This window comes from Acinetobacter sp. AC1-2 (assembly GCF_016124155.1).
Lineage (GTDB): Bacteria > Pseudomonadota > Gammaproteobacteria > Pseudomonadales > Moraxellaceae > Acinetobacter > Acinetobacter calcoaceticus.
In genome coordinates this window covers 721,890-744,341 of the sequence record NZ_JABFFO010000001.1, presented here as the reverse complement: position 1 = coordinate 744,341, position 22,452 = coordinate 721,890, and the positions used below count along the sequence as shown (strand labels likewise).

Here is a 22,452-nt window from a genome sequence, read left to right as displayed (position 1 = left end):
TATGCATATGGATAGAACTAAAATAACAAGTTCCAAAATAGAACTTATATAATAAATAGTCAACGGCACAAAGATTAAAAACGTTTTTCGCACGACCAATGTAAGGTTAAAAGCTCTTCAAATACATCGTTAATTTGCTGTAAAAATTTCTTTAAATGCTGTGATTTGTTTGTATTGCTGAAGCTCATCTAGAGAATTGATGCTATGAAAAAATAAATTTTGTTTTTGAAATATGGCGACTTGTGCATGTAAAAGCTTAAAGCACTCTTTCAAACTTAATCGTTGTTTTTCAATTTGCTCTGTTATCGTGATTAGACTCTCTCGCTTTAACAAGCAAAATGGGTACAAGGAATCTCCATTAATTGACACATAAGCTGCTTGAGCTTGTTTGTTTTTCCGAAGTGCACTATGTAATTTCGCAACGACTTGCGTTGGTATATAGGTCACATCACAAGGAATAAACAAAACATAATCTGCTTCTACATGTGACCATGCGCTTTTCATTCCCATCAGTGGACCTAAAAAGCCTGAAGCATCATCTTGAAAACATTTAATATCTGGCACAATACTTTGATAGATGGAGTAGTCGCGATGACTATTCACCCAAAGTTCAGATACCGATGATTTTAATTTCTGATGAATTTTAAGAAGTTGGGGTTCACCATCAAATTGCTGCAACAGCTTATTTAAACCGTTCATACGGCGGGCTTGTCCACCCGCCAGAATGACCAGATCAGTTACGGGATATCCCTTATTCACACTTCCACCTCCTGTTGGCAAGCTTTAATCAGGCCACGGATTTCAGGTAAACATGAACCACAGTTCCCACCTGCTTTTAAACAAGCAGTGACCTGTTTTTCATGGGTAATATTTTGTGTTTTTATCGCTTCAATAATTTTATTCTTACCTACTTTAAAACAACTACACACTAAAGGCCCATCATTATTAGTAGCCGACATCGGCATACCCGCTAGCAAAGCTTTGCGGTGCAAGGCACTTAAACGTTCACGTTTAAACAGACTAGCCACCCAATCACGGTCTGGCAATAAATCTGGCAGTGCAATATATAAGCTTGCAATTACAATGCCATCTTTCAAAATAACGCTATGGCTCAGTTGTGAAGAGATATCTTCAATACTTAACCATTCAAAAGTTTCATCGGCAAATGGCAAGAAATTTTTCAGGTTCTTTTGAGTATCATGAAAAGTTTTGCGGTCTGCAAGTTCATAACGGTTGGTTTTCACCATTTTGACCTTAGTCCACCATGCACAGTGATGTAGCGAATCTTGCACAAGTGAATCATAGCCTTCACGAACATAGAGCACGCCTTGCCAAGTGGTATAGAACGGCTGAATGGTGACAGGTGTATGCTTAAATTCAGGCTCACCCGAAATTGCATCGACTTCTGGGTTAACGACTTTACCAATACGAGCATCGGAGGCAACTTGTTCAGTCCAATGAATGGGTGCAAAAATTTGCCCGCGACGTACACCCGATGAGAATGTCACACGCAATACACAACTTCCCCACTTTGAACGAACTTCAACCAAACCTTGATCACGTACACCAAACTTTAGCGCATCGCTCGGGTGAATCTCACAGAACGGTTCTGCACGGTGACTGGTTAAGTTTACTGACAAGCCAGTACGGGTCATGGTATGCCACTGATCACGAATGCGGCCAGTGTTCAAAATGAGTGGATAGTCTTCTGAAACTGCATGAACCGGATCAATTGCGACCGTTGGAATCAGTTTTGCCTTCGCATTTTTATAGCTAAATTGGCCCTTGCCAAACAGTTGCTGAACGGCTTTAGCATCTTGGGTTTTATCCCACACTGGCCATTGTAGAGGTTGCAGAGCATCGTACTCAGCAGCATCTAAGTTCATCAAACCTTTAAGGTTGAAATAACGAAAAATACTGCTTTCTTCACGCGCATCTATATCTACATTATCTTGTGCAGATAGTGCCGCATGCTCATTAAAGATGTCACTAGGGCCCGCAAAGTCAAAACCATTAAAGCCTAATTTTTTCGCAACTTGGCTCACTGACCACCAGTCTGCTTTTGCTTCACCTGGAGCAGGTAGAAAAGCACGCTGGCGTGAAATACGGCGTTCAGAATTAGTTACAGTACCGTCTTTTTCTCCCCAACCTAAAGCAGGAAGTAAAATATCTGCATATGCTGTCGTGTCGGTATCTGCACAAATATCTGACACCACGACCAGCTCGCATTTTTCTAATGCACGTTTGACTTGGTCTGCATCTGGCAAACTCACAACTGGATTAGTTGCCATAATCCAGATGGCTTTAATTTTTCCTGATTCAACAGCACGGAACAAATCAACTGCTTTTAAACCCGCTTGATTAGCAATAAATGGGCTATCCCAAAAGGTTTGAACGACTTTTTGATGCAGTGGGTTATCTAAGTCCATGTGAGCTGCTAGCATATTTGCCAAGCCACCCACTTCTCGTCCACCCATCGCATTGGGTTGCCCTGTCATTGAGAACGGTGCTGCACCCAGTTTGCCAATTTTTCCAGTGAGTAAATGACAATTAATAATGCTGTTGGCTTTATTTACACCCTGAGTGGATTGATTCACACCCATTGAAAATAGGGTTACCACTTTTTCTGTCTGAGCAAATTTCTCAAAGAACTGCTGTAACTTATCTAGCGCAATTCCTGTACGCTTTGCCACATACTCCATATCAATTTCTGGCTGACTGCTCGCCAAAACTTCTTGTAGGCCTTCGGTATAGGTATCTACAAACGCCTGATCGGCATGACCATTTTGATATAAGTATTGAAATAAGCCATTAAACAAGGCGACATCTTGACCCGGTAAAATCGGCAAATGTAAATCGGCTTGTTCACAGGTACTGGTAAAGCGTGGGTCAATCACCACCACAAACATATCTGGGTTTTGGTTCTTTGCCTGCATAATCCGTTGATAAAGTACGGGATGACACCATGCAGTATTGGAACCCACCAATACCACCATGTCTGCGTGTTCAAAATCTTCATAGCTTGCTGGTACAAGATCTTCACCAAAGCTACGTTTATGTCCAGCGACCGCTGATGACATACAAAGACGCGAGTTAGTATCGATGTTGGCTGTACCTAAATAGCCTTTTACAAATTTGTTAACGACATAATAGTCTTCAGTAAGCAATTGTCCTGAAACATAAAAAGCGATGCTGTCACGACCATATTTATCGATACACGACTGAAATTTATCGGCAATCTTATCGATTGCATCGTCCCATGTAGTTACAGTCCGATGAGACTTACGTCCCATCATTGGCTGTAAAACACGTGTTTCTAACCCCAAAGTATCCGCAAGACGGCTACCTTTAATGCATAAGCGTCCAAAGTTGGAAGGATGCTCGGCATCCCCCTTAACTTGAACCACAGGCCCTTGAGGTTTTTGTTGAACGTGTACACTGACACCGCAACCAACACCACAATATGGACATGTTGTTTTAGTTGTTTTTGCCACATGATCGGAGCTATCGATTTCAACGCTTGGAATACTGTTCATAACTGCTCCTTTCCCTATTTAGCCTGCATTTTTTAATGCAAAATCTCGACCAAATAACAGTTTATTTCTGAATGAAGAAACAGGGGTTTGATCTGCAATTAACTCTGCATACCACATGCCATCTTCAGTATCACCAAACAATACTGCACCAATTACTCTATCGCTTTGAATGATAATGCGTTTGTAAATCTGGCGTTTTTCATCGTTCAGGATAATATCTTCATAATCATCTTTCGGTTCAAAATTGCCCGCAGAGAATACATCGACACCACTGACTTTTAACTGAGTTGGTACAGTCGGTGCCTTAAAGGTCAAACTACCATGCTCAGCCAAGTGCGTCGCACAGATAAAGGCTTGGCCCCATAATGGCTCAACCAGACCAAATATTTGCCCACGGTGTTCAATACACTCACCCACAGCATAAATACTTGGGTCAAAGGTTTGCATAGTGTCATTCACCAATACGCCGCGGTTACAGCGTAAACCTGCACTTTGTGCCAAGCTAATATTTGGTCGGATACCGACTGCGAAGACCACAAGGTCTGCATCTAAAACAGTACCGTCTTTTAGTCGAATCTGTTTTACATGACCATTTTCATCACCTACCAATGCTTCTGTATTGGCTTCGGTAATAATATTAATGCCCTTTTGTTCAATGCTATGACGCAGTAACTGGCTCGCACGGCCGTCGAGTTGACGCTCCATAATACGGTCCATTAAATGCAATACGGTCACGTTCATACCCCGTTGCTTTAAACCGTAAGCTGCTTCCAAACCAAGTAAACCACCACCAATCACTACTGCATTGTTTTTTGAACCGCAGTACTCAATCATGGTGTTAACGTCATAAATATCACGGAAGGTTAAAACACCTTTTAAATCGACACCTTGAACTGGAGGAATAAATGGCGCAGAACCGGTTGCCAAGATCAAACGGTCATAATCGACTGTTTGTTCCTTTTCGGTGTAAACCACTTTACGTGGGCGATCAATTTTTACAGCTTTGTCGCCTGCAATAAATTTGATGCCTTTATCGCTATACCATTTTGGTGGGTGCAGCATAATGTCTTCAATGGTTTTTTCACCCGATAAAACCGGAGATAACATAATACGGTTGTAGTTACCCCAAGGTTCTTCACCAATCACCGTGACTTCATAACGATCTGGCGCCATGTCGAGTAAATCTTCTAGGCAACGCATACCTGCTAAGCCATTACCAATCAGTACTAGTTTAAGTTTGTCTTGAGACACGCCTGTATTGGTAATATAAGTTTTTTGTGGCACTGGGTTGATCAAAACACGACCATCAACAATTTTGCTTGGATAAACTGAAAGTTTTTGGTCTTTATCTTCTAAACAGCGACCAGTTGCCAAACTAAAATGTTGTTTATAAATCGGGGATGCGATCACACGCTCGCCTTGTAAATCACCAATAATGCCGCGGCTCATCACATTTGCTTGGCTAAACGGATCTTTATTGCTTAACACATAAACGCGTTTTTCATGTCCAACTCGGAAGATTGCTACCGCTTGATCACCTACTAGCGCACCAGCGCCAGTGTTTGGGGTTAAATCATCTAGTGCACACACATCAATCCATTGATCATCAGGAAGCATATTTTTGTCTTGTACAATATTCATAGAAATTCTCCTGTTTATGCTTCAACCATTGGAATACGGTCTTCTGAACGCTCGACATCTGATAATGGGCGGATTTGACCGCGTTCAGTCGTAAATTGAATGTGTGGATCGGCCTGTTCACTCGCACTTGCATTGATATAAGTTTGGAAACGTTTACGAACTTCAGGATTTTCTACCGCAGTACGCCATTCATCTTGATATGTGCCAATCACATGTTCCATACGGCGTTCAAGCTCAGCAGCCAACCCAAGAGAATCATCAACCACCACAGATTTAAGGTAGTCCAAACCACCTTCCATGTTGTCGCGCCATACGCTAGTACGTTGTAAACGGTCTGCTGTTTGAATGTAGAACATATAGAAACGGTCGATATAACGAATTAGTGTCTCTTTATCGAGGTCAGATGCGAGCAATTCGGCATGACGCGGTTTCATACCACCATTACCACACACATAAAGGTTCCAACCTTTTTCAGTCGCGATAATACCCACGTCTTTACCTTGCGCTTCCGCACACTCACGTGTACAGCCAGACACCGCCATTTTTAATTTATGTGGTGAACGTAAACCTTTGTAGCGGTTTTCTAGTTCAATCGCTAAACCAACCGAGTTATCTACACCGTAACGACACCATGTGCTACCCACACAAGACTTCACGGTACGTAATGACTTACCGTAAGCATGACCAGACTCAAAACCAGCGGCATTCAATTCTTCCCAAATGAATGGAAGCTCATGAACTTGTGCACCGAACATATCGACACGTTGACCACCAGTGATTTTGGTATACAGATTATATTTTTTCGCGATTTGACCAATGGCAATTAAACCATCTGGAGTCACTTCACCGCCAGCCATACGTGGTACGACCGAGTAAGAACCATCTTTTTGGATGTTACCCAAGTAGTAGTCGTTACTGTCTTGCAGACCGGCATGACTTGGTTCAAGTACGAAGTCATTCCAGCAAGATGCCAAAATATTTGCAGCAGCAGGTTTACAGATATCACACCCTAAACCATGACCATGTTGATCAATCAAGTCGTCAAAAGTTTTGATTTCATTGACACGAACCAAGTGATACAACTCTTGACGTGAGTACGGGAAATGTTCGCAAATGTGGTTGTTAACGGTTACACCTTGACGTTGTAACTCAGATTTCAATACTTGAGTCACTAATGGTGCACAACCACCACATGCAGTTGCTGCTTTGGTGCATTTCTTCAATGCACCTAAAGAAGTCGAGCCATCGCTAATTGCTTGGCAAATGTCCGCTTTTGATACGTTGTTACATGAACAGATCGTTGCGCTATCTGGAAGTAAATCTACACCGCTACCACCAGATTTTCCTGCTGATTGCTCAAAGCCTGGCATGATTAAACTTTCAGGTAATTCAGGTAAATCCAGACCGTTTAACATCATTTGTAAAAGGTCGTTATATTCTTTAGCATCACCCACTAAAACTGCACCAAGCAATTTAGTTTTGTCTGCATTTACAACAATCTTTTTATAAACTAGTGCATGCTCATCTGTATAGAAGTAGCTTAATGCACCCGGAGTCATGGCATGCGCGTCACCTACAGATGCAACATCAACACCCATCAATTTCAACTTGGTGCTCATGTCCGCACCAGCGAAAGAGTTACATTCTTCATCTAGCACATGTTTAGCTGCAATACGTGCCATGTCATAGCCCGGTGCAACCAAACCGTAGATTTTGTTTTGCCAAAGTGCACATTCACCAATTGCGTAAATGTTGCTATCTGAAGTTTGGCAGTAATCATTAATCACGATACCGCCACGCTCACCAATCGCCAGACCACTATTACGTGCTAACTCATCACGTGGGCGAATGCCTGCCGAGAATAAAATGATATCTGCTTCAAGTTCACTACCATCAGCAAACTTCATCACATGAGTTGTGCTATCACCGCATTCAATGCATTGAGTCGCTTTTTGCGTGTGAACTTTTACACCCAAATCTTCAATTTTACGGCGTAGAACTTTACCACCCAAGTCATCAATTTGAACTGCCATCAAACGTGGAGCAAACTCAACAACGTGCGTTTCCAAATCTAGGTCACGTAATGCTTTAGCTGCTTCAAGACCAAGCAAACCACCACCAATGACTACACCAGTTTTAGCGTTCAAGCTCGCTGCACGAATCGCATCTAAGTCTTCAATGGTACGGTAAACAAAGCAGTTTTCACGGTCATTACCCGAAATTGGAGGAACGAATGCATACGAACCTGTTGCCAACACCAATTTGTCATAGCTAATCACATTACCATGATTGGTTGTTACTGTTTGTGCAGTAGTATCAATTGCAGTTGCTTTGGTATTTAAACGCAGGTCTATGCCATGAGCATCAGCAAAGTCAAAACGAGCTAAAGATAAATCTTTTGCCGATTTCCCTGAAAAATATTCAGTCAAATGTACGCGGTCATACGCGATACGAGGTTCTTCCGCGAGGATAGTGATTTCCAGTTCATCATCTGCTTTTTCTAAAATGGCTTCGATGAATTTGTGGCCCACCATACCATGACCAATCATTACCAATTTCATAGTGTTTCTCCTCAAATCACGTTGCTTTTAAGCTGCGTTATTGCGTTCTCAAATAGACGTTGTTCTTTTGCTTTGTGCTCTACCGAGAAGCGAATCAACATCACGAAGCATGTAGCTGCTTGAAACCAATTTTTTTCACTCGTTGACGACGCCCAATGCACAGCAAAGTCATAAAAAGAAATAAAAAAAGCGAGCCCCCTCATAGAGAAGGCTCGCATCGCTGGAACTGAAAATTTAAATAATTCAGATGTAACTTTTTTATGCAATAAAAATAAAGACATGACCTTCACTCCGACTGAACGTAACTTCTTTGTGTGTACGGTTGCACTCACAAACTCGATCAGAACGGACATCGTTGGCCGTCTTTAAAACTCATGGTCGTCTTCGACCTGTAATTAAGTAAGCACTTTGCATGCCAATATTTTAAAAACTTAATAAGATAATATTTTTTATCTTTAATTTCATATAGATAATGATTTTTAATGTGCACATAAAGAATTGAGTCTTATTTTCCCTGCTCTATCACTGCACACTTATATGGTTTAAATAAAAATACGCCTTGCTACAAAATGAATCGTATTTTTGCACCAAGATTGATCAGACTGATGATTTGGCATGCTAAAGTGCCATTAAAGCTCGATTTTTTCTTTAGTTTTCGATGGCACTAATCTTGCTTAAAAAACTGATAACAAAAAACGCGTCGAATTGGCGCATTTTCTTAGCCTGATTTTCTGAACTTATGCCAAAACTCAAAATAGCCCTTATTGATGATGATCATGCGCGAGCCGACTATATAAGAAAAAGTCTGCTTGAAAATGATTTTGAAGTGGTCGCTTGCCTTACTTTGGACCACTTGAATATTTTTCGCCTCGAACATTTACAAGCTGATGTGATCTTGCTTGATATGGACCATCCTCACCGTGACATTATTGAAAGCTGTGTCAGTAGCTATGACCTTCCTACCGTTCTGTTCACCAAAAATTCAGATAAAGACACAATCAAACAAGCCATAGATGCGGGGGTGACTGCTTATATTGTTGATGGCATAGACCCTGCCCGCTTACATACCATTTTAGAAATCTCCATTGAGCAATATAAAAAACACAAAAAACTCGAAGGGGATCTAAAAGATGCTCAAACTAAACTCGCTGATCGTAAAGATGTTGAAAAAGCCAAAGTTTTACTTATGCAACTCCATGGCCTTCCTGAAGATACAGCATTCCAGCTGCTCAGAAAAAATGCCATGAGCCACCGTATCACGATTGGAGAAATGGCGCGGCGTTTACTTGACGCCCAAAAATTACTTGGCAATCAACTAAAGGATGAATAAATGAGCACATTAGAAAAGACTCAGTTACAACTCGGCTATATTCCTTTGCTTGATTGTCTTGCACTGCTTTGGGCAAAACAAAGAGGTTTCTTTGACGAAGTAGGGCTCGATGTTACTTTAGTTAAAGAAGCTTCATGGGCAAGTCTTCGCGACCGCCTTGCTTTTGGTTTATTAGATGCAGCTCACTGCTTATCTGCAATGTTACCTGCGGCCGCAGTAGGATCAGATCAGATTGGTACGCCACTGCAAACCTCACTAATTTTGAGTGAAAATCGTGCATTTATCAGCTTAACCCAAAAATTAACGCATCAACTTAAACTTCAAGAAAATGATACAGCTCAAGTAACGGCGCAAAAAGTGGTGCATTACATTGAACAAGGTCATTCCCTTTCTTTAGCTCATGTATTTAAGCACTCCATTCATCATTATTGTTTAAGAGAATGGTTAGCTTTAGCAAACCCTGAACTCGCTCAATCGATTCAGCTCAAAACCTTACCACCACCTTATATGGTCGAAGCACTAGATAAGCATGTGATTGATGGCTTCTGTGTCGGAGAACCTTGGAATACTCAGGGCGAGCTTCTTGGTTTAAGTAAAATGATTTGCTCAAGCCAGAACATTATTCCACCTGTGGCTGACAAGGTTTTAGCCGTAACGCAAGAATGGGCTGAACAGCATCCACAAACGCTGGTTGCGCTCACCGCTGCAATTATGAAAGCTCAGCAAGAACTTAGTGAACTAGAAGACTTTGCTCCAATTTTAAAATTATTGGTCGAATTTGGAATTGTTCGTTTTCATTGCTCAGAAGAAGTGCATGTCGACAAATACTATATGATTCAGAATATTGTCCGTCATTTGGTAAAAGAAAGCGCTCTTCCGAAAGTAGAAGACTTTTATTGGCTCTTTCAGCAAATGCAGAAGTGGGATGAGCTTCAGCTAGACCAAACGCAAATCAATGCACTGGGTCATAAATGCATCAATCTTGCGGCTTATGAACAAGCTAAGCAGCTTAATTTCGTCTAACACGCCCTATCAATCAACAAAAAAAAGCTGTCTTTTATATAAAAGACAGCTTGAAAGACCCATAAGACAAAATGCGAAACACGCATTACTATATTTTCTGGACTCAATTGATCCATTTAAAATATAGCGCTTATGGACATGATCATATCCATCTAAACGTATCATTTTCAGACATTTTCATATCAATAACTGACACATTATCAATTTCACTTAATCAGCCTTAACATTTTAATAAGTCCCTTAAATATTGCTCTTTTTATAAGCATTAAATATGGTCATAAACTCTACAAAATGTAGGCTGCATAAAATATGTTAATCAGCACAAATATTCTGATTTAATTTTAAAGCAATTTCAGTCACGAGTTTTTATTTCCAAAACCCTATGCTCATTAAATTATTTTTTATAGGTGAAAAGTAATTTATTGCCTATCTAGTTATATTTAAAACATTTATTAATTAGTCACTTTATAAAATATAAATATTAACATTCAAATAATTACACAAAAAAATTTAGTGAAAATTCCTATAAGTCACCCCTGTTTTGCGTTACAAACCGCAACAATCATGTCACAATTGGTAATAATAATTAAATTAATAATCATTATCATTCACATCACATAAAAACCTGAGAAGATCTACCATGATCCATGAAAATATTCTCGACTGCATAGGTAAAACGCCACTATTACAATTATCAAGGCTATTCACGCATCAATCGATCTCAGTGATTGCGAAAATGGAATTGTTAAATCCAGGAGGAAGTATTAAAGACCGTCCAGCATTATTCATGCTACAGGAAGGCCTGAAATCTGGAGTAATTAATAAAGATAGTCATATTGTTGAAAGTTCTTCAGGAAACTTAGCCATCGCACTTGCAATGGCATGTAAAATATATGGATTAAAATTTACTGCCGTTATTGACCCGAAAATTGCTTCAGCAAACTTACAAATGTTGAAGCTTTACAAAGCCAATATCGAAATGGTCTCTGAAAAAGACCAAAACGGTGGTTATTTAAAAACCAGAATTGACACTGTAAAGCGGCTATGCCAACAACTGCCGAATGCTGTCTGGATTAATCAGTATGCAAATCCAAATAACTGGAAAAGCCACTATTTTGGTGAAGCAGAAGAAATCTTAAATCAAATTGATCGCAAGATTGATTACCTCGTGATCGGGGCAAGCACCTCCGGCACGATTATGGGCGTGTCCCGTCGCCTCAAAGAAAAGTTCCCAGAATTAAAAGTGATTGCAGTCGATATTGTCGGCTCTGTCTTGTTTGGTGGCACCTCTGGTCCACGTGAAATTCCTGGCATCGGTGCAAGTACTGTCCCGCCTTTGCTCTCTCCCGATGAAATTGATGATGTCATTTATGTGGATGACTATGAATCGGCAGTCGGTTGCAGAGAACTTCTTGAACATGAAGGAATCTTTGCAGGTGGCTCAAGCGGCTCATCTATTTCAGCCATAAAAAAACTCATTCCAACCATTCCCGAAGGTTCATGCGTCTTAACGTTGCTGCCTGATCGAGGCGACCGTTATCTAGATCTAGTTTATGCAGATGAATGGTTCGAAATGATCAAGAAACGTCACTTCAATCGAAATGTACGACGTCAAGAAAACCTTACTTTACAAAATGTTGTTTAACCTTCTCCTTAGGAAATATTCATGAGCAATTTGGCTACCCTTCGTTATCTTAGTCAATCAGATTTATTAAATCTTGGCGCAAATCATAGCAATTCATTTATTGAAGCGATTACTGAAGGTTTAACCCTGCATGCAAATAAACAGTTTGTACAACCCCTAAAACCTTACCTTCGCTGGCAAGGTGCAGACCACATTGCTGACCGTATTATTGCAATGCCTTGCTATTTAGGTGGCAATGACCCGATTGCTGGAATCAAATGGATTGGTTCAAGACAACATAACCCTAAAAAATTCAATATTCCACGTGCCAGCGCACTGATTGTTCTAAATGACTCAGAAACGAATTACCCAGTCGCAGTGATGGAAGGCAGCTTAATTAGCGCAATGCGAACTGCTGCAATTACGGGTGTTTCGATTAAGTATCTAGCTAAAAAAGACTTTTCAGACATTACCGTGATTGGCTGCGGACCAATTGCTCAAATGCAGATTAAGACTGTGCTTGAACAATACGCTCAAGTGAAAAAAATCCATTTATTTGATGTGAACCCTGAAGCCGCTGAAAAACTCAAAGCATTGTTCCTCTCAGAATATCCACATCTAGAAATTGAAATTCATGACAGTGCCAAATCTGCAATTCAGCAAGCAGATGTGCTGATTACCTGCACAGTTTCAGATAAACCTTACATCCCATTTGAATGGCTTAAAAAAGGCTGCTTTGTTTCAAATATTTCAATTATGGATATTGAGCCTGAAGTCTTCTTAAAAGTTGACAAAGTTATTGTGGACGACTGGGACCAATCAAATCGAGAAAAGAAAGTCATCAACGTACTGGTTGAAGATGGCTTATTCAGTCGTGAAAAACTGCATGCTGAACTTGGGGACATCATTATTGGTCATAAAAACGGCCGCGAACATGAAGATGAAATCATTTTGCTCAACCCAATGGGCATGGCGATTGACGACATTGTTTGCGCTAAATGGTTCTTCAATGCCGCACAAGAACAAAACGTTGGCACGGTTCTACCACTTTTATAAGAATAGGAATAACTAAAATGTTAGATCGGATTTACACAGCACAACTACAAAAAACAATAGATGCCCTCTACATGGAGAATTATGGAGATTTTAGAGATCATATTTCCTATAAAAAGCCTTATCTGGCAATCACTCTAAATGATGAGTTGGAACTCTATTTCAGCTGTTTAAAAGTAGATGGTGTAAATCCTTTCTATGTTACTCAACCAGAAGTTTTACTTCATAACGTCTTGAGTAATACGACTTCTAAAATTTCTATTTCTGAAGTTTTTACCTATTTAACAAAAGCCTCTTGGTGGCCTTCACCGCATCATCAAAAAGCGATTGATTATTGGCTCGACAATTTAGTAACGGCTGAAAAAATCCCTCAGATTTTACAGTCAGCACTTTCATTTTCTTCGCCTTTAATTACCAGTGAATTGCTCTCTCTAGTTGCTGATCGTCCATTTCATCCGTTCGCTCACTCAAAAGGTGAACTTGCACCACTTACGACTCAAAAAGAAATTGAGGTGTATTGGTGGGCTTTTAAGAAAGATGACGTGATCAATAATATGGAATCGATTCCTCATAAAGAGCTTCTGTTATCAGAAGCTGAGGACAATCATTTTACTAAAAAAATGGCCGAGCTTTCAGATGAATACTTAGCACTTCCTTTGTTAGAGACTCAACATCGCTATTTAAAATTTGAAGAAAATAAGTATGACGGTATTGACCTGAACCATGTCACCACAATTGGTTTACCGACTTCATCTTTAAGAACCCTTATTCACAACTCAAACTCTAATCTGCATTTAAAACTATCAACGAATGCCAAAACATTAGGTGCGATCCGTTCTATGCCTGGACGTTATTTAATGAATGGGCATAGAGCGTATGATTTTTTAAATGAAGTTATTAATGAAACTCCTTCATTAAAAAATCGACTCTTTTTGAGTAATGAAACTCACTGGTGGGTACTGGGTAAACAAGAGCACATTGTAAAAAATTTAGGTGTAATCGGTTGCCAAGTCAGACATTTACCCGATTTTTGCCAAGATAAAAACGTCACCCCAATTACCATGTCGGCTTTAAGCTGTATCTATGTTGACCCTTGGGAAACTTTAGGCGTTGAAGGTGATAAATGGTCATTATTAAAAGACTTAAGTATTCATTTTATTCAAACATTCTTAACGCTCTGGTCAAAAGGAATCATGCCTGAATGCCACGGGCAAAACACTATGGTGTGTTATGAAAATAATAAGTTCAAATGCTTTATTTTGCGTGACCACGATACCTTAAGAATATGTACACCAGCAATTGAAGAAAGTGGCTTCACACCTCCAATTTATACCATTGATACAAGCACACCGAACAATCTTATCTTTACTAAAAATGAAGACTTATTTAATTACTTCATTACTTTAGGGATTCAAATTAACCTCTACCCAATTGCTTTAGCTGCCTTGAAATATACGGATCGTACAGAAAGCGATTTCTGGGAGTTGGTTCAAGACATTATTCAAGATTTTGTAGAAACCCAACCGATTTCAGAACAGACAAAGTCTCAAATTCAAACCTATCTTTTTGACAATAATACTTGGCCGTTCAAACAGCTACTTACGCCGCTGTTAGCCCAAGAAAGTGATTCGACGGGAATGCCAAGCAAAATCGGAACCACGTCAAACCCTTATCAAAGCTTATCTGTTTCTAGCTATGAGACCATGGATATCTAAATCATGCGCTCATCTCGCCTAGATCATTTCATTATTTTGCTCTGTCAGTTTTTTTCCACTTTCGGGCTCATGGTGCTTATTCCGATCATGCCGCTTTATATGGAAAAACTGACGGCGCATATGAGTGCTCCCACAATCTGGGCAGGTTTGGCACTCGCTGCACCAGCAATTGGCAGTTTATTTACCGCACCGATTGTTGGTCACCTATCCGACACTTTTGGCCATAAGAAAGCGCTCCTACTTTCATTGGCTGGTTTTTGTATTTCAATATTGCTCATGGCGAGCGCCCAGCATTTATACCTATTTATTTTTGCGCGGATTTTACTCGGTTTTTGCGGTCTCTCAGTCATTTTGAATGCCTATGTTTCATATCTTTCGAATGAACAACAACGAGGTGCCGCTTTTGGGCAACTACAAAGTAGTGTTGCGCTAGCTTGCCTATGTGGTCCAGTACTCGGCGGTATATTTATGGACCACTGGCGGGTTGAAATATTACTTAATGCAACTGCATTTATTGTAGTTACATTAATTGTGATCGCATCCTTTTTATTAGCCAATCCAGTTAAAACTGAGGCTGTAAAAACCAAAGAAAAATCTAAAATTCCAGACTTTTTTGATAGAACAATTTTTTCTTGGTTGAGTGCCGGCATCTTGGTGCAAGCCGGCGGCTTTGGTTTAGTTTCTTGCTTCGTTTTATATATTAGTGAAATAAGCCAAAACATTCACTCGTCGTTATCTGCTGCAAGCTTAACGGGCACAATCCATGCGCTTTCATGGGGAGCGGCTTTTATTGCGGCAACCTATTGGGGAAAAAGAAATGATGATAAAGGAGATTCTTTTAATAACTTCATTTACGCATCTTTAATTTGCGGTATCACGATTTTCGCATTGATCTGGGTGTCAAATCTCTGGCTGATTCTTGTATTACGACTCATACAAGGTTTTTGCTTTGCAGCCCTTATTCCTTCGATCTTACACACCATTTCTCTAAAAGCTGGCACTCAAAGCCAAGGAAAAGTGATTGGTATTTCTAACAGTGCCTTTGTCTTAGGACAACTTATTGGCCCAATCACCATCACGCTCACCTACTCATTTTTCAATATCACCGCTGCATTAATCTGCACCTCACTATTTTTTATCGGTGCGGGATTAGTGGTGATTTTGAACAGATTCTTAATGGATACAATTTTAGAAGAGGCACAAGAATGAACTCAATTATTACAACAGATGCATGGTCTTATAAACTTTTCGAACAGTACCTGAATACTTTCTTTCGTGAACTCAAAGTGAATCTTGAAGGGCACATTATTCCAGCTCAAGACTCTCCTTTATTCACACTATATGCGGAGCGCCCAGACACCCTGTATTTTGCTTATACATTTCATGCATCTAACACGACTGTTTATGGCGCAGTTCAGCACTTATCCACCACTGGTTATAACAGATATCAGCGTGGTTTTGTACTGCAAAACTTAAACGACAATACATTGGACTCGCTCACCCACCCTAAAAATTTAGTGAAGCTCATTACAGATGAGCTGAATAGTCTATTTAAAGATAAAAACCAAAATAAGAACCTGTACTCCGATATTGCCAATAGTATCGAGAATACAAAATTCTTTTTAGAAAATAAGCCTTCCCAAATAGCAACTAAAGCGTTAAGCGGTTTTCAAGCAACTGAGCAAGGCATGTTATATGGGCATCCTTTTCATGTGACCTCTAAAGCCAACTTAGGTTTTTCTAAAGAAGACATGAAAAAATATAGTCCTGAGTTAGGCGCAAGTTTCCAACTCCATTACTTTGCGGTTCATTCTTCTCTAATCCAAAAACTTGTAAGTGAGACCGAACCTTCTCACCGTATTGAAAATGAAGTTTTAGAAGCTGCAAAAGAGCGTTTGCAAGAAAACTTCACAAACTATGAGCTCATGCCAACCCATCCATGGCAAGCCAATTTCTTACTTCAACATCCATCGTTAAAGAAACATTTAGACAGCCAAGACGTGATCTATCTGGGAGCTTTAGGTCAAACTGTATGGCCAACCTCATCCGTTCGCACGGTGTGGTTACCTCAATCGAACCTGTTCTTAAAGCTCTCAATTGATGTAAGAATTACCAGTTTCATTCGTAATAACCCAATGGATGAAATGGAACGCGCGATTGATGCGAGCAAAATTATTATTAATCACAAGATTAATGAACAATATCCTGACCTTGTGATTCTGCCGGAATTAGAGGCAAAAACAGTCAGAATTCCAGAGCTTGAGAGTTCATTTGGCATTATTTATAGAGCCGGGCTCACACCTGATGTATTAGAAAATACCAGAATGCTAGGTGGCTTGGTTGAAGAAAACGAAAACCATGAAATCCCGCTTTTAAGCTTTATTCAACAAGCAGCACCCAACCAAAACTTACAATCGAACGATGCGAAAGACTTCATTATTTTTTGGTGGAAACAGTACGTTAAAGTTTCACTTATTCCATTAGTTGAGTTATTTGCAAACAAAGGCATTAGCGTAGAAGCGCACATGCAAAACAGTTTAATGGAATTTAAAAACGGCTATCCACATCGTCTTATTCTTCGAGATATGGAAGGCATTAGCATTGTTCCAGAAATGATAGAAGACGACTCATCTATTTCTGAAGATAGTACCGTTTGGTTCTCTCAAAAAGATGCATGGACCTTTTTAAAATATTACCTCGTGATCAATCATATTGCTCATCTCATCAGTGCAATTGCACGAGTTACGGCCATTGAAGAATCTGAACTTTGGCAAGCCACCCGTCTTACGCTCACACAAGAAAACTTTACTGCCAAAGGTCAACAGTACCGCGACTTATTAATTCATTCATTCACATTACCAATCAAGGCAAATATGTTAAATACGCTCTACCACAGTGGTGGCAATCCAATCTGGATTGAAGTTGAAAACCCTATTTATAAATATCGCGGTGCAGAAGCGCTTTGCCCTCTTCAACCAACACAACAAACCAATTATAAAACCCTCGCGGAAAATCGCGTGATGGGCCAATTATTAGAAGCGCTCATTTTTGAAAATACCTTTAAATACGAGTTTTCTAATGGTCAAATCAAGTTCTATATTTCCGATACCGTTTTTTATACCTGCACGGCCAAGCGACATTTTAGTTTTAAACGAATTAAGTTAGATCCTTCAAGCTTAGTTCGTTCTGATATTACTTTAGACACTGAAACTCGCCCTAACTTAAAAACGCTACTTGCCGATTTAAAAAATATTATTGAAGCTGACCCAGTTAAATGGCAAAACTTTAATGATGAGCTGAATTTAACTTACGTTAAACATGCGCAGACTTTGAGCCAAGCACCTGCTCAACCTTTAAGAACCTTGCCTTACCTAGAGCAAGAAGCGCGAATTACCAATGCGCATTTATATCACCCAAGTTTTAAATCTCGTATCGGCTTCGATTTAAAAGAAAACCAGAAATATGCACCGGAACTTTCTGAAGGTTTTACGGTTCAATGGGTAGCAACTCATAACAGTTTATGCAAGCTCGTATTAAGCGAAACCATTAACTTAGAGCAGCTTTATAAACAGCATTTTTCAGAAAAAGATCTACAAGCCATTAATGATCAATTGAAAGAGCAAAATGTAGATTTTAAAGATTATATTCTCACCCCAATTCATCCGTGGCAGTGGGATAAAATTATTGAATTATATTATCAAGATGCAATTAGCAACCAACTGATCATTCCGTTAGACATTGAAGGTCCAACTTATTTACCACAGCAATCGATTCGAACCTTATCAAATATTAGTGATATCTCGGCGCTTTCTCTCAAGTTGGCAATGAACTTGGTCAATACCTCTACCTCTCGTGTATTGGCACCGCATACCGTTCAAAATGCGGCAAAAATGAGTGACTGGCTTTATAACATTGTTGAGCAAGATCATATTTTAGAAAAACAGCGCAAGCCTGTTATTTTAAGAGAGATTGGCGGTCTTTCGGTTAACCAGCCGATTGCTTTACCTGTTCAATACGGCGCACTTGCCTGCATTTGGCGCGAAAGTATTTACAGCTACTTAAAAGAAGGTGAATCAGCAACTCCTGTAACGGGTCTAATGCAAGTTGATACGGATCAAAAACCGCTAATTGATGAGTGGATTCAAGAGTACGGTATCGAGTTCTGGTTAGAAAAATTACTCACCAATGCTTATTTACCAATCATGCATATTTTATGGTGCCACGGCCTCGCTTTAGAGTCACATGCACAAAACATGGTACTGATTCATAAAAATGGTTTACCCGTTAAAGCGGCCTTGAAAGATTTCCATGATGGAATTCGTTTTAGCCGTCATCTTTTACGTGAGCCGGAGCTTTTACCTAACTTGCAAGATGCGCCAAAAGAACATGCCAAAATTAACCCAAACTCATTCTTGGAAACCCACTCTCCAAATGAGTTAAGAGACTTTACTCAAGATGCGCTTTGGTTTGTAAATCTGGCCGAATTAGCAATTTTCTTAAATGAACATTATGACTTCGATGAAATCAAATTCTGGACCATGTTAAGAACCATCATCAATCAGCATAAAGAAGCTCACCCAGAGTTTGCCGAGCGATATGAATTGTTTAACTTTACAGATGACACTATTGATATTGAACAGCTCGCAAGCCGTCGTTTCCTTCCGGAAATTCGCTTAAGAGTACAAACCACGCCGAACCCGCTCAGCCTCATTAAGGAAATTGAATATGAATAAGCATTCGATTTCTTTTAAGAAACGAATAGCAAATGGTGAGACGTTCTACGGAATATTTTGTTCCGTAGCTTCTCCGATTAATGTCGAACAACTGGCACTTGCGGGCTACGACTTTATTATTATTGACTTGGAACATACTTTATTTAGTACGTCTCAAGTCGAGACCATGATTTTAGCCGCTAGAACCATGAGCCTCGATGTGTTTGTAAGAGTACCTTTAAACGCTAATCACCTAGTTTTACCTCTGCTCGATGCAGGGGTAACGGGTATTGTGTTTCCGCGTATTGAAAATGCTCAGCAAGCTCAAGAGGCTGTGAACTATTGTCACTATATGCCGCTTGGGCAAAGAGGTCTGAATTCGACAAGGTCAAATAGATATGGCATGGACGATTTAGCCATTTTTGTTCAACAAGCTGCAAGCGAGACGGTTGTGGTTGCTATGATTGAAAGCTTGGAAGGACTAGAACATCTTGATGAGATTTTAAAAGTCGAAGGCATCGATATTATTCTTGAAGGTGCTGCCGACCTTTCCCAATCTATGGGAATGCCGTGGGAAACCAGCCATCCGAAGGTCAAAGAAAAAGTCCAAGAGATGTATGTAAAGACAAAAATGAGCAATAAGCATTTCTGCGCAATTCCCCGAAAACCTGAAGATATTGCGGCTTGGAAACAACAGTCTGTTCAGCTTTTTGTGCTCGGAGATGACCGAAGCATTATTCGCCGTGCTCATCAAAATCACCTAAATGCTTTTAAAGAAATCTGATTACTGTTCAATTTTTTTGGGGGAATAAACACTTATTCCCCTAATGCATTGAATAAATTTCAGATATATTATTTTTTAAGCAATTAATAATATTGTTAATTACAATGATTCTCATTTATAATTCGCTCAATTTAAAATCACTCTCAGGGCGAGAAAATGGGAAATAAGATAAAAAGTAATAAACTTTTTACGAGAAAGTCAGAAGTTAAAAATATCATTCCACTCCTTTCACTTGGTGGGGCCATTTTTCTTTCAAATTCAGCATTTGCAGCCTCGTCTCCTGAGACAACAGATGCTGAAAAAAAGCCTGAAGCACTCCCTACAATTACAATTACCGCTTCACGCGCAGATGAACTTTCTACTTCTGCAAAGCAAGTTACCAAGCTAGATGAAAAACAAATTGAACTTTTAAGAAATGGTTCCTCTGGAAGTATTGCAACCGTTTTAGCCAAAGCCGTACCAGGCCTGTCTGACTCAAGCCGAACCATTACCGATTATGGTCAAACTTTACGTGGACGTAATGCCCTGATCTTGGTCGATGGCGTTCCAATGAACCTTACACGGGACACATCAAGAGGACTTTCCTCAATTGACCCTGAAAGCATTGCAAATATTGAGGTAATCCGAGGCAGTAATGCAATTTATGGTGGCGGTGCTTCTGGCGGTATTATTTCAATTACCACGAAAGCTGCTGGTGGCGAACCTACAGCAAAAACGGTCGTTGGACTTCAAACCCCTTTAACAAATTTCCGTTCTAATGCTCTAAGTGGCGATATTCATCAATATTTCACAGGCAGCTTTAACGCTTTTGACTATGCACTCGACTTTGGCTATCAACGTATTGGTAGTCCGTACGATGCAAGTGGTGACCGTGTTGCACCAGAACCAAGTCAGGGCGACCTTTATGATGCCGATGCCTACAGCGTAGGCGGCAAGCTGGGTTACCATATTGATGACAATCAATACCTACAATTTGCCGCTAATTATTATAATGCCGAACAAGACTCAGATTATGCATCTGACACAAGTGTTAAAAATACCCCTGCTGGAACTGTACCAGCGAAAGCCATTAAAGGCTTAAAACTCAAAGACCAGACTAAAAACGAAAACCAGATATACAATCTAACCTATAACCATAAAGACCTGTTTGGTAATAAGGTTGATGCTCAAATTTATTACCGCGACTTCTTTACTCGTTTCTCACCATTTGATGCACGTGTTCCTGCAAATCAAGTCAGCCCACGTGGTGGACAAGTGGATCAGGTATCTCAAGAAAATAACGTACTCGGTAGCCGTTTAACTGTGACCACACCGCTTGAGTTTTTAGGCGATACCTCATTAGTTTGGGGTGGTGACTTTAGCCGCGAAAAAAGCGAAATGCCTTTAGATACTTTCGATCCTGATATTTATGACCAATCTGGTGGCCTAGAATTTGTAAAAACTGGCAAACTTATTTATTTACCTGAACTTACCACACAAAGTGTGGGTGGCTTTGTACAGTTAAAACACCGCTTTAATGACCAATGGTCGGCTGAAGCTGGTACGCGTTATGAAGACAGCTATGCCCAAATTGATAGCTTTGTCCCATTATCACAATTAGGTAAGCCCGACCCTTACACAGTTCAGGGTGGAAAAGTGAAAGCTGATGCATGGTTGTATAATGCTAATGTGACTTTCTCTCCAAATGACCAACACTCGATTTATGCATCTTTTAATCAAGGTTTTCAGTTGCCTGATGTTGGTGTAGTCATTCGTAATGCCAGCACAGGTTTTAACCTTGGCTCGTCATTCTTAGAACCTGTAAAAGTTGATAACTATGAGTTGGGCTGGAAAGGAAGCTTCAATAACTTCTCTTCAAGTTTAGCAGTCTTCCACTCTACTTCTGACCTTGGTGCCGTGCAACCAGTAAGTAATAGTTTGGATATGACTAGAACAAAAGAGAAAGTCACTGGTGTGGAAGCAACTTTTGACTACCTTGACGATGCTAATGTTTGGGGAACTGGTGGTAGCGTTACTTGGATGAAAGGCCGTGAAAAACCTCAAAACGGTGCTGAACAAGACATGACAGGCTTCCGTATTCCACCATTAAAACTGACAGCTTACGTTTCTTATAGCCCAACTGAAACTTGGACGAACCGCCTACAAGCAACTTACTTCGGTTCAGAAGATTACCGCTTAAATGGCAAAAATAGTTTTGGTCGCTATGATGTAAAAACTTATACAACAGCCGATTTAATCAGTAGTTTTGCGCTTAACAAAAAAGACACTGTGACGATTGGTTTAGAGAACATGTTTAACCGCAAATACTACCCTCTCTATAGTCAATTATTAAGATCTGGTAATAACACCAGCCACTTAGTCGCAAATGGCGCAACGCTTAAAGTTTCTTATAGCCATAAGTGGTAATTAAAATTAGATAGCATGTGTCACAAAAAAGGAGATCTATTACGGTCTCCTTTTTTTATTTAAAAAT

The 22,452-nt window shown here is 40.0% G+C and carries 15 protein-coding genes; 9 read left to right on the top strand and 6 right to left on the bottom strand.

Annotated elements, in window-relative coordinates; all coding sequences use genetic code 11:
• Positions 1 to 129: 129 nt before the first annotated feature.
• From HL290_RS03410 to HL290_RS03390, 5 genes are read right to left on the bottom strand one after another with little or no spacing between them, the layout of a single operon-like run.
• Positions 130 to 759, bottom strand: a complete 630-nt coding sequence (locus HL290_RS03410) for a molybdenum cofactor guanylyltransferase (protein ID WP_198495599.1) — start codon at positions 757 to 759, stop codon at positions 130 to 132.
• Positions 756 to 3,536 carry a nitrate reductase gene (locus HL290_RS03405; protein ID WP_198495598.1) on the bottom strand — a complete coding sequence of 927 codons (2,781 nt, stop codon included), beginning with the start codon at positions 3,534 to 3,536 and terminating at the stop codon, positions 756 to 758. The genes HL290_RS03410 and HL290_RS03405 overlap by 4 nt, the downstream gene beginning before the upstream one ends.
• 18 nt (positions 3,537 to 3,554) lie before the next feature.
• Positions 3,555 to 5,177: a nitrite reductase small subunit NirD gene (nirD, locus tag HL290_RS03400; protein ID WP_198495597.1), complete on the bottom strand. Its 1,623-nt coding sequence runs from the start codon at positions 5,175 to 5,177 to the stop codon at positions 3,555 to 3,557.
• A gap of 14 nt (positions 5,178 to 5,191) precedes the next feature.
• Positions 5,192 to 7,738, bottom strand: coding sequence for a nitrite reductase large subunit NirB (gene nirB, locus HL290_RS03395; RefSeq protein ID WP_198495596.1), 2,547 nt, complete (start codon positions 7,736 to 7,738; stop codon positions 5,192 to 5,194).
• Positions 7,739 to 7,749: 11 nt separating this feature from the next.
• Complete coding sequence (locus HL290_RS03390) at positions 7,750 to 8,091, bottom strand: hypothetical protein (protein ID WP_003652244.1); 342 nt, start codon at positions 8,089 to 8,091, stop codon at positions 7,750 to 7,752.
• Between the two features lie 386 nt (positions 8,092 to 8,477).
• On the opposite strand from HL290_RS03390, the gene HL290_RS03385 reads away from it, so the two are divergent.
• Both HL290_RS03385 and HL290_RS03380 read left to right on the top strand, forming a co-directional pair.
• Positions 8,478 to 9,068 (top strand): ANTAR domain-containing response regulator, encoded by a 591-nt coding sequence (locus HL290_RS03385; RefSeq protein WP_003652246.1) that lies wholly within the window; start codon positions 8,478 to 8,480, stop codon positions 9,066 to 9,068.
• Positions 9,069 to 10,091: an ABC transporter substrate-binding protein gene (locus HL290_RS03380; RefSeq protein WP_198495595.1), complete on the top strand. Its 1,023-nt coding sequence runs from the start codon at positions 9,069 to 9,071 to the stop codon at positions 10,089 to 10,091.
• On the opposite strand, the gene HL290_RS03375 is transcribed toward HL290_RS03380, so the two are convergent.
• Complete coding sequence (locus HL290_RS03375; protein WP_080593067.1) at positions 10,088 to 10,207, bottom strand: hypothetical protein; 120 nt, start codon at positions 10,205 to 10,207, stop codon at positions 10,088 to 10,090. The two genes, HL290_RS03380 and HL290_RS03375, sit on opposite strands and share 4 nt — an antisense overlap.
• A gap of 524 nt (positions 10,208 to 10,731) precedes the next feature.
• Between HL290_RS03375 and sbnA the strand changes: the two genes are divergently transcribed.
• The 7 genes from sbnA to HL290_RS03340 all read left to right on the top strand — a co-directional run bounded on the left by sbnA (position 10,732) and on the right by HL290_RS03340 (position 22,385).
• Positions 10,732 to 11,736 (top strand): 2,3-diaminopropionate biosynthesis protein SbnA, encoded by a 1,005-nt coding sequence (sbnA, locus tag HL290_RS03370; protein ID WP_198495594.1) that lies wholly within the window; start codon positions 10,732 to 10,734, stop codon positions 11,734 to 11,736.
• 21 nt (positions 11,737 to 11,757) lie between these two features.
• A complete protein-coding gene (sbnB, locus tag HL290_RS03365) occupies positions 11,758 to 12,771 on the top strand; it encodes a 2,3-diaminopropionate biosynthesis protein SbnB (RefSeq protein WP_003652251.1) in 1,014 nt (337 codons plus the stop codon).
• Positions 12,772 to 12,842: 71 nt separating this feature from the next.
• Positions 12,843 to 14,483, top strand: a complete 1,641-nt coding sequence (locus tag HL290_RS03360) for an IucA/IucC family protein (protein WP_198496377.1) — start codon at positions 12,843 to 12,845, stop codon at positions 14,481 to 14,483.
• Positions 14,484 to 14,486: 3 nt separating this feature from the next.
• Positions 14,487 to 15,692 (top strand): MFS transporter, encoded by a 1,206-nt coding sequence (locus HL290_RS03355; RefSeq protein ID WP_198495593.1) that lies wholly within the window; start codon positions 14,487 to 14,489, stop codon positions 15,690 to 15,692.
• Entirely contained in the window at positions 15,689 to 19,216 is a 3,528-nt protein-coding gene (locus tag HL290_RS03350; RefSeq protein WP_198495592.1) for an IucA/IucC family protein, read from the top strand. The genes HL290_RS03355 and HL290_RS03350 overlap by 4 nt, the downstream gene beginning before the upstream one ends.
• Positions 19,209 to 19,979, top strand: a complete 771-nt coding sequence (locus HL290_RS03345; RefSeq protein WP_198495591.1) for an HpcH/HpaI aldolase family protein — start codon at positions 19,209 to 19,211, stop codon at positions 19,977 to 19,979. Before HL290_RS03350 ends, HL290_RS03345 begins: the two co-directional genes overlap by 8 nt.
• Positions 19,980 to 20,135: 156 nt before the next feature.
• Positions 20,136 to 22,385, top strand: a complete 2,250-nt coding sequence (locus tag HL290_RS03340) for a TonB-dependent receptor (RefSeq protein ID WP_198495590.1) — start codon at positions 20,136 to 20,138, stop codon at positions 22,383 to 22,385.
• Positions 22,386 to 22,452: the final 67 nt, after the last annotated feature.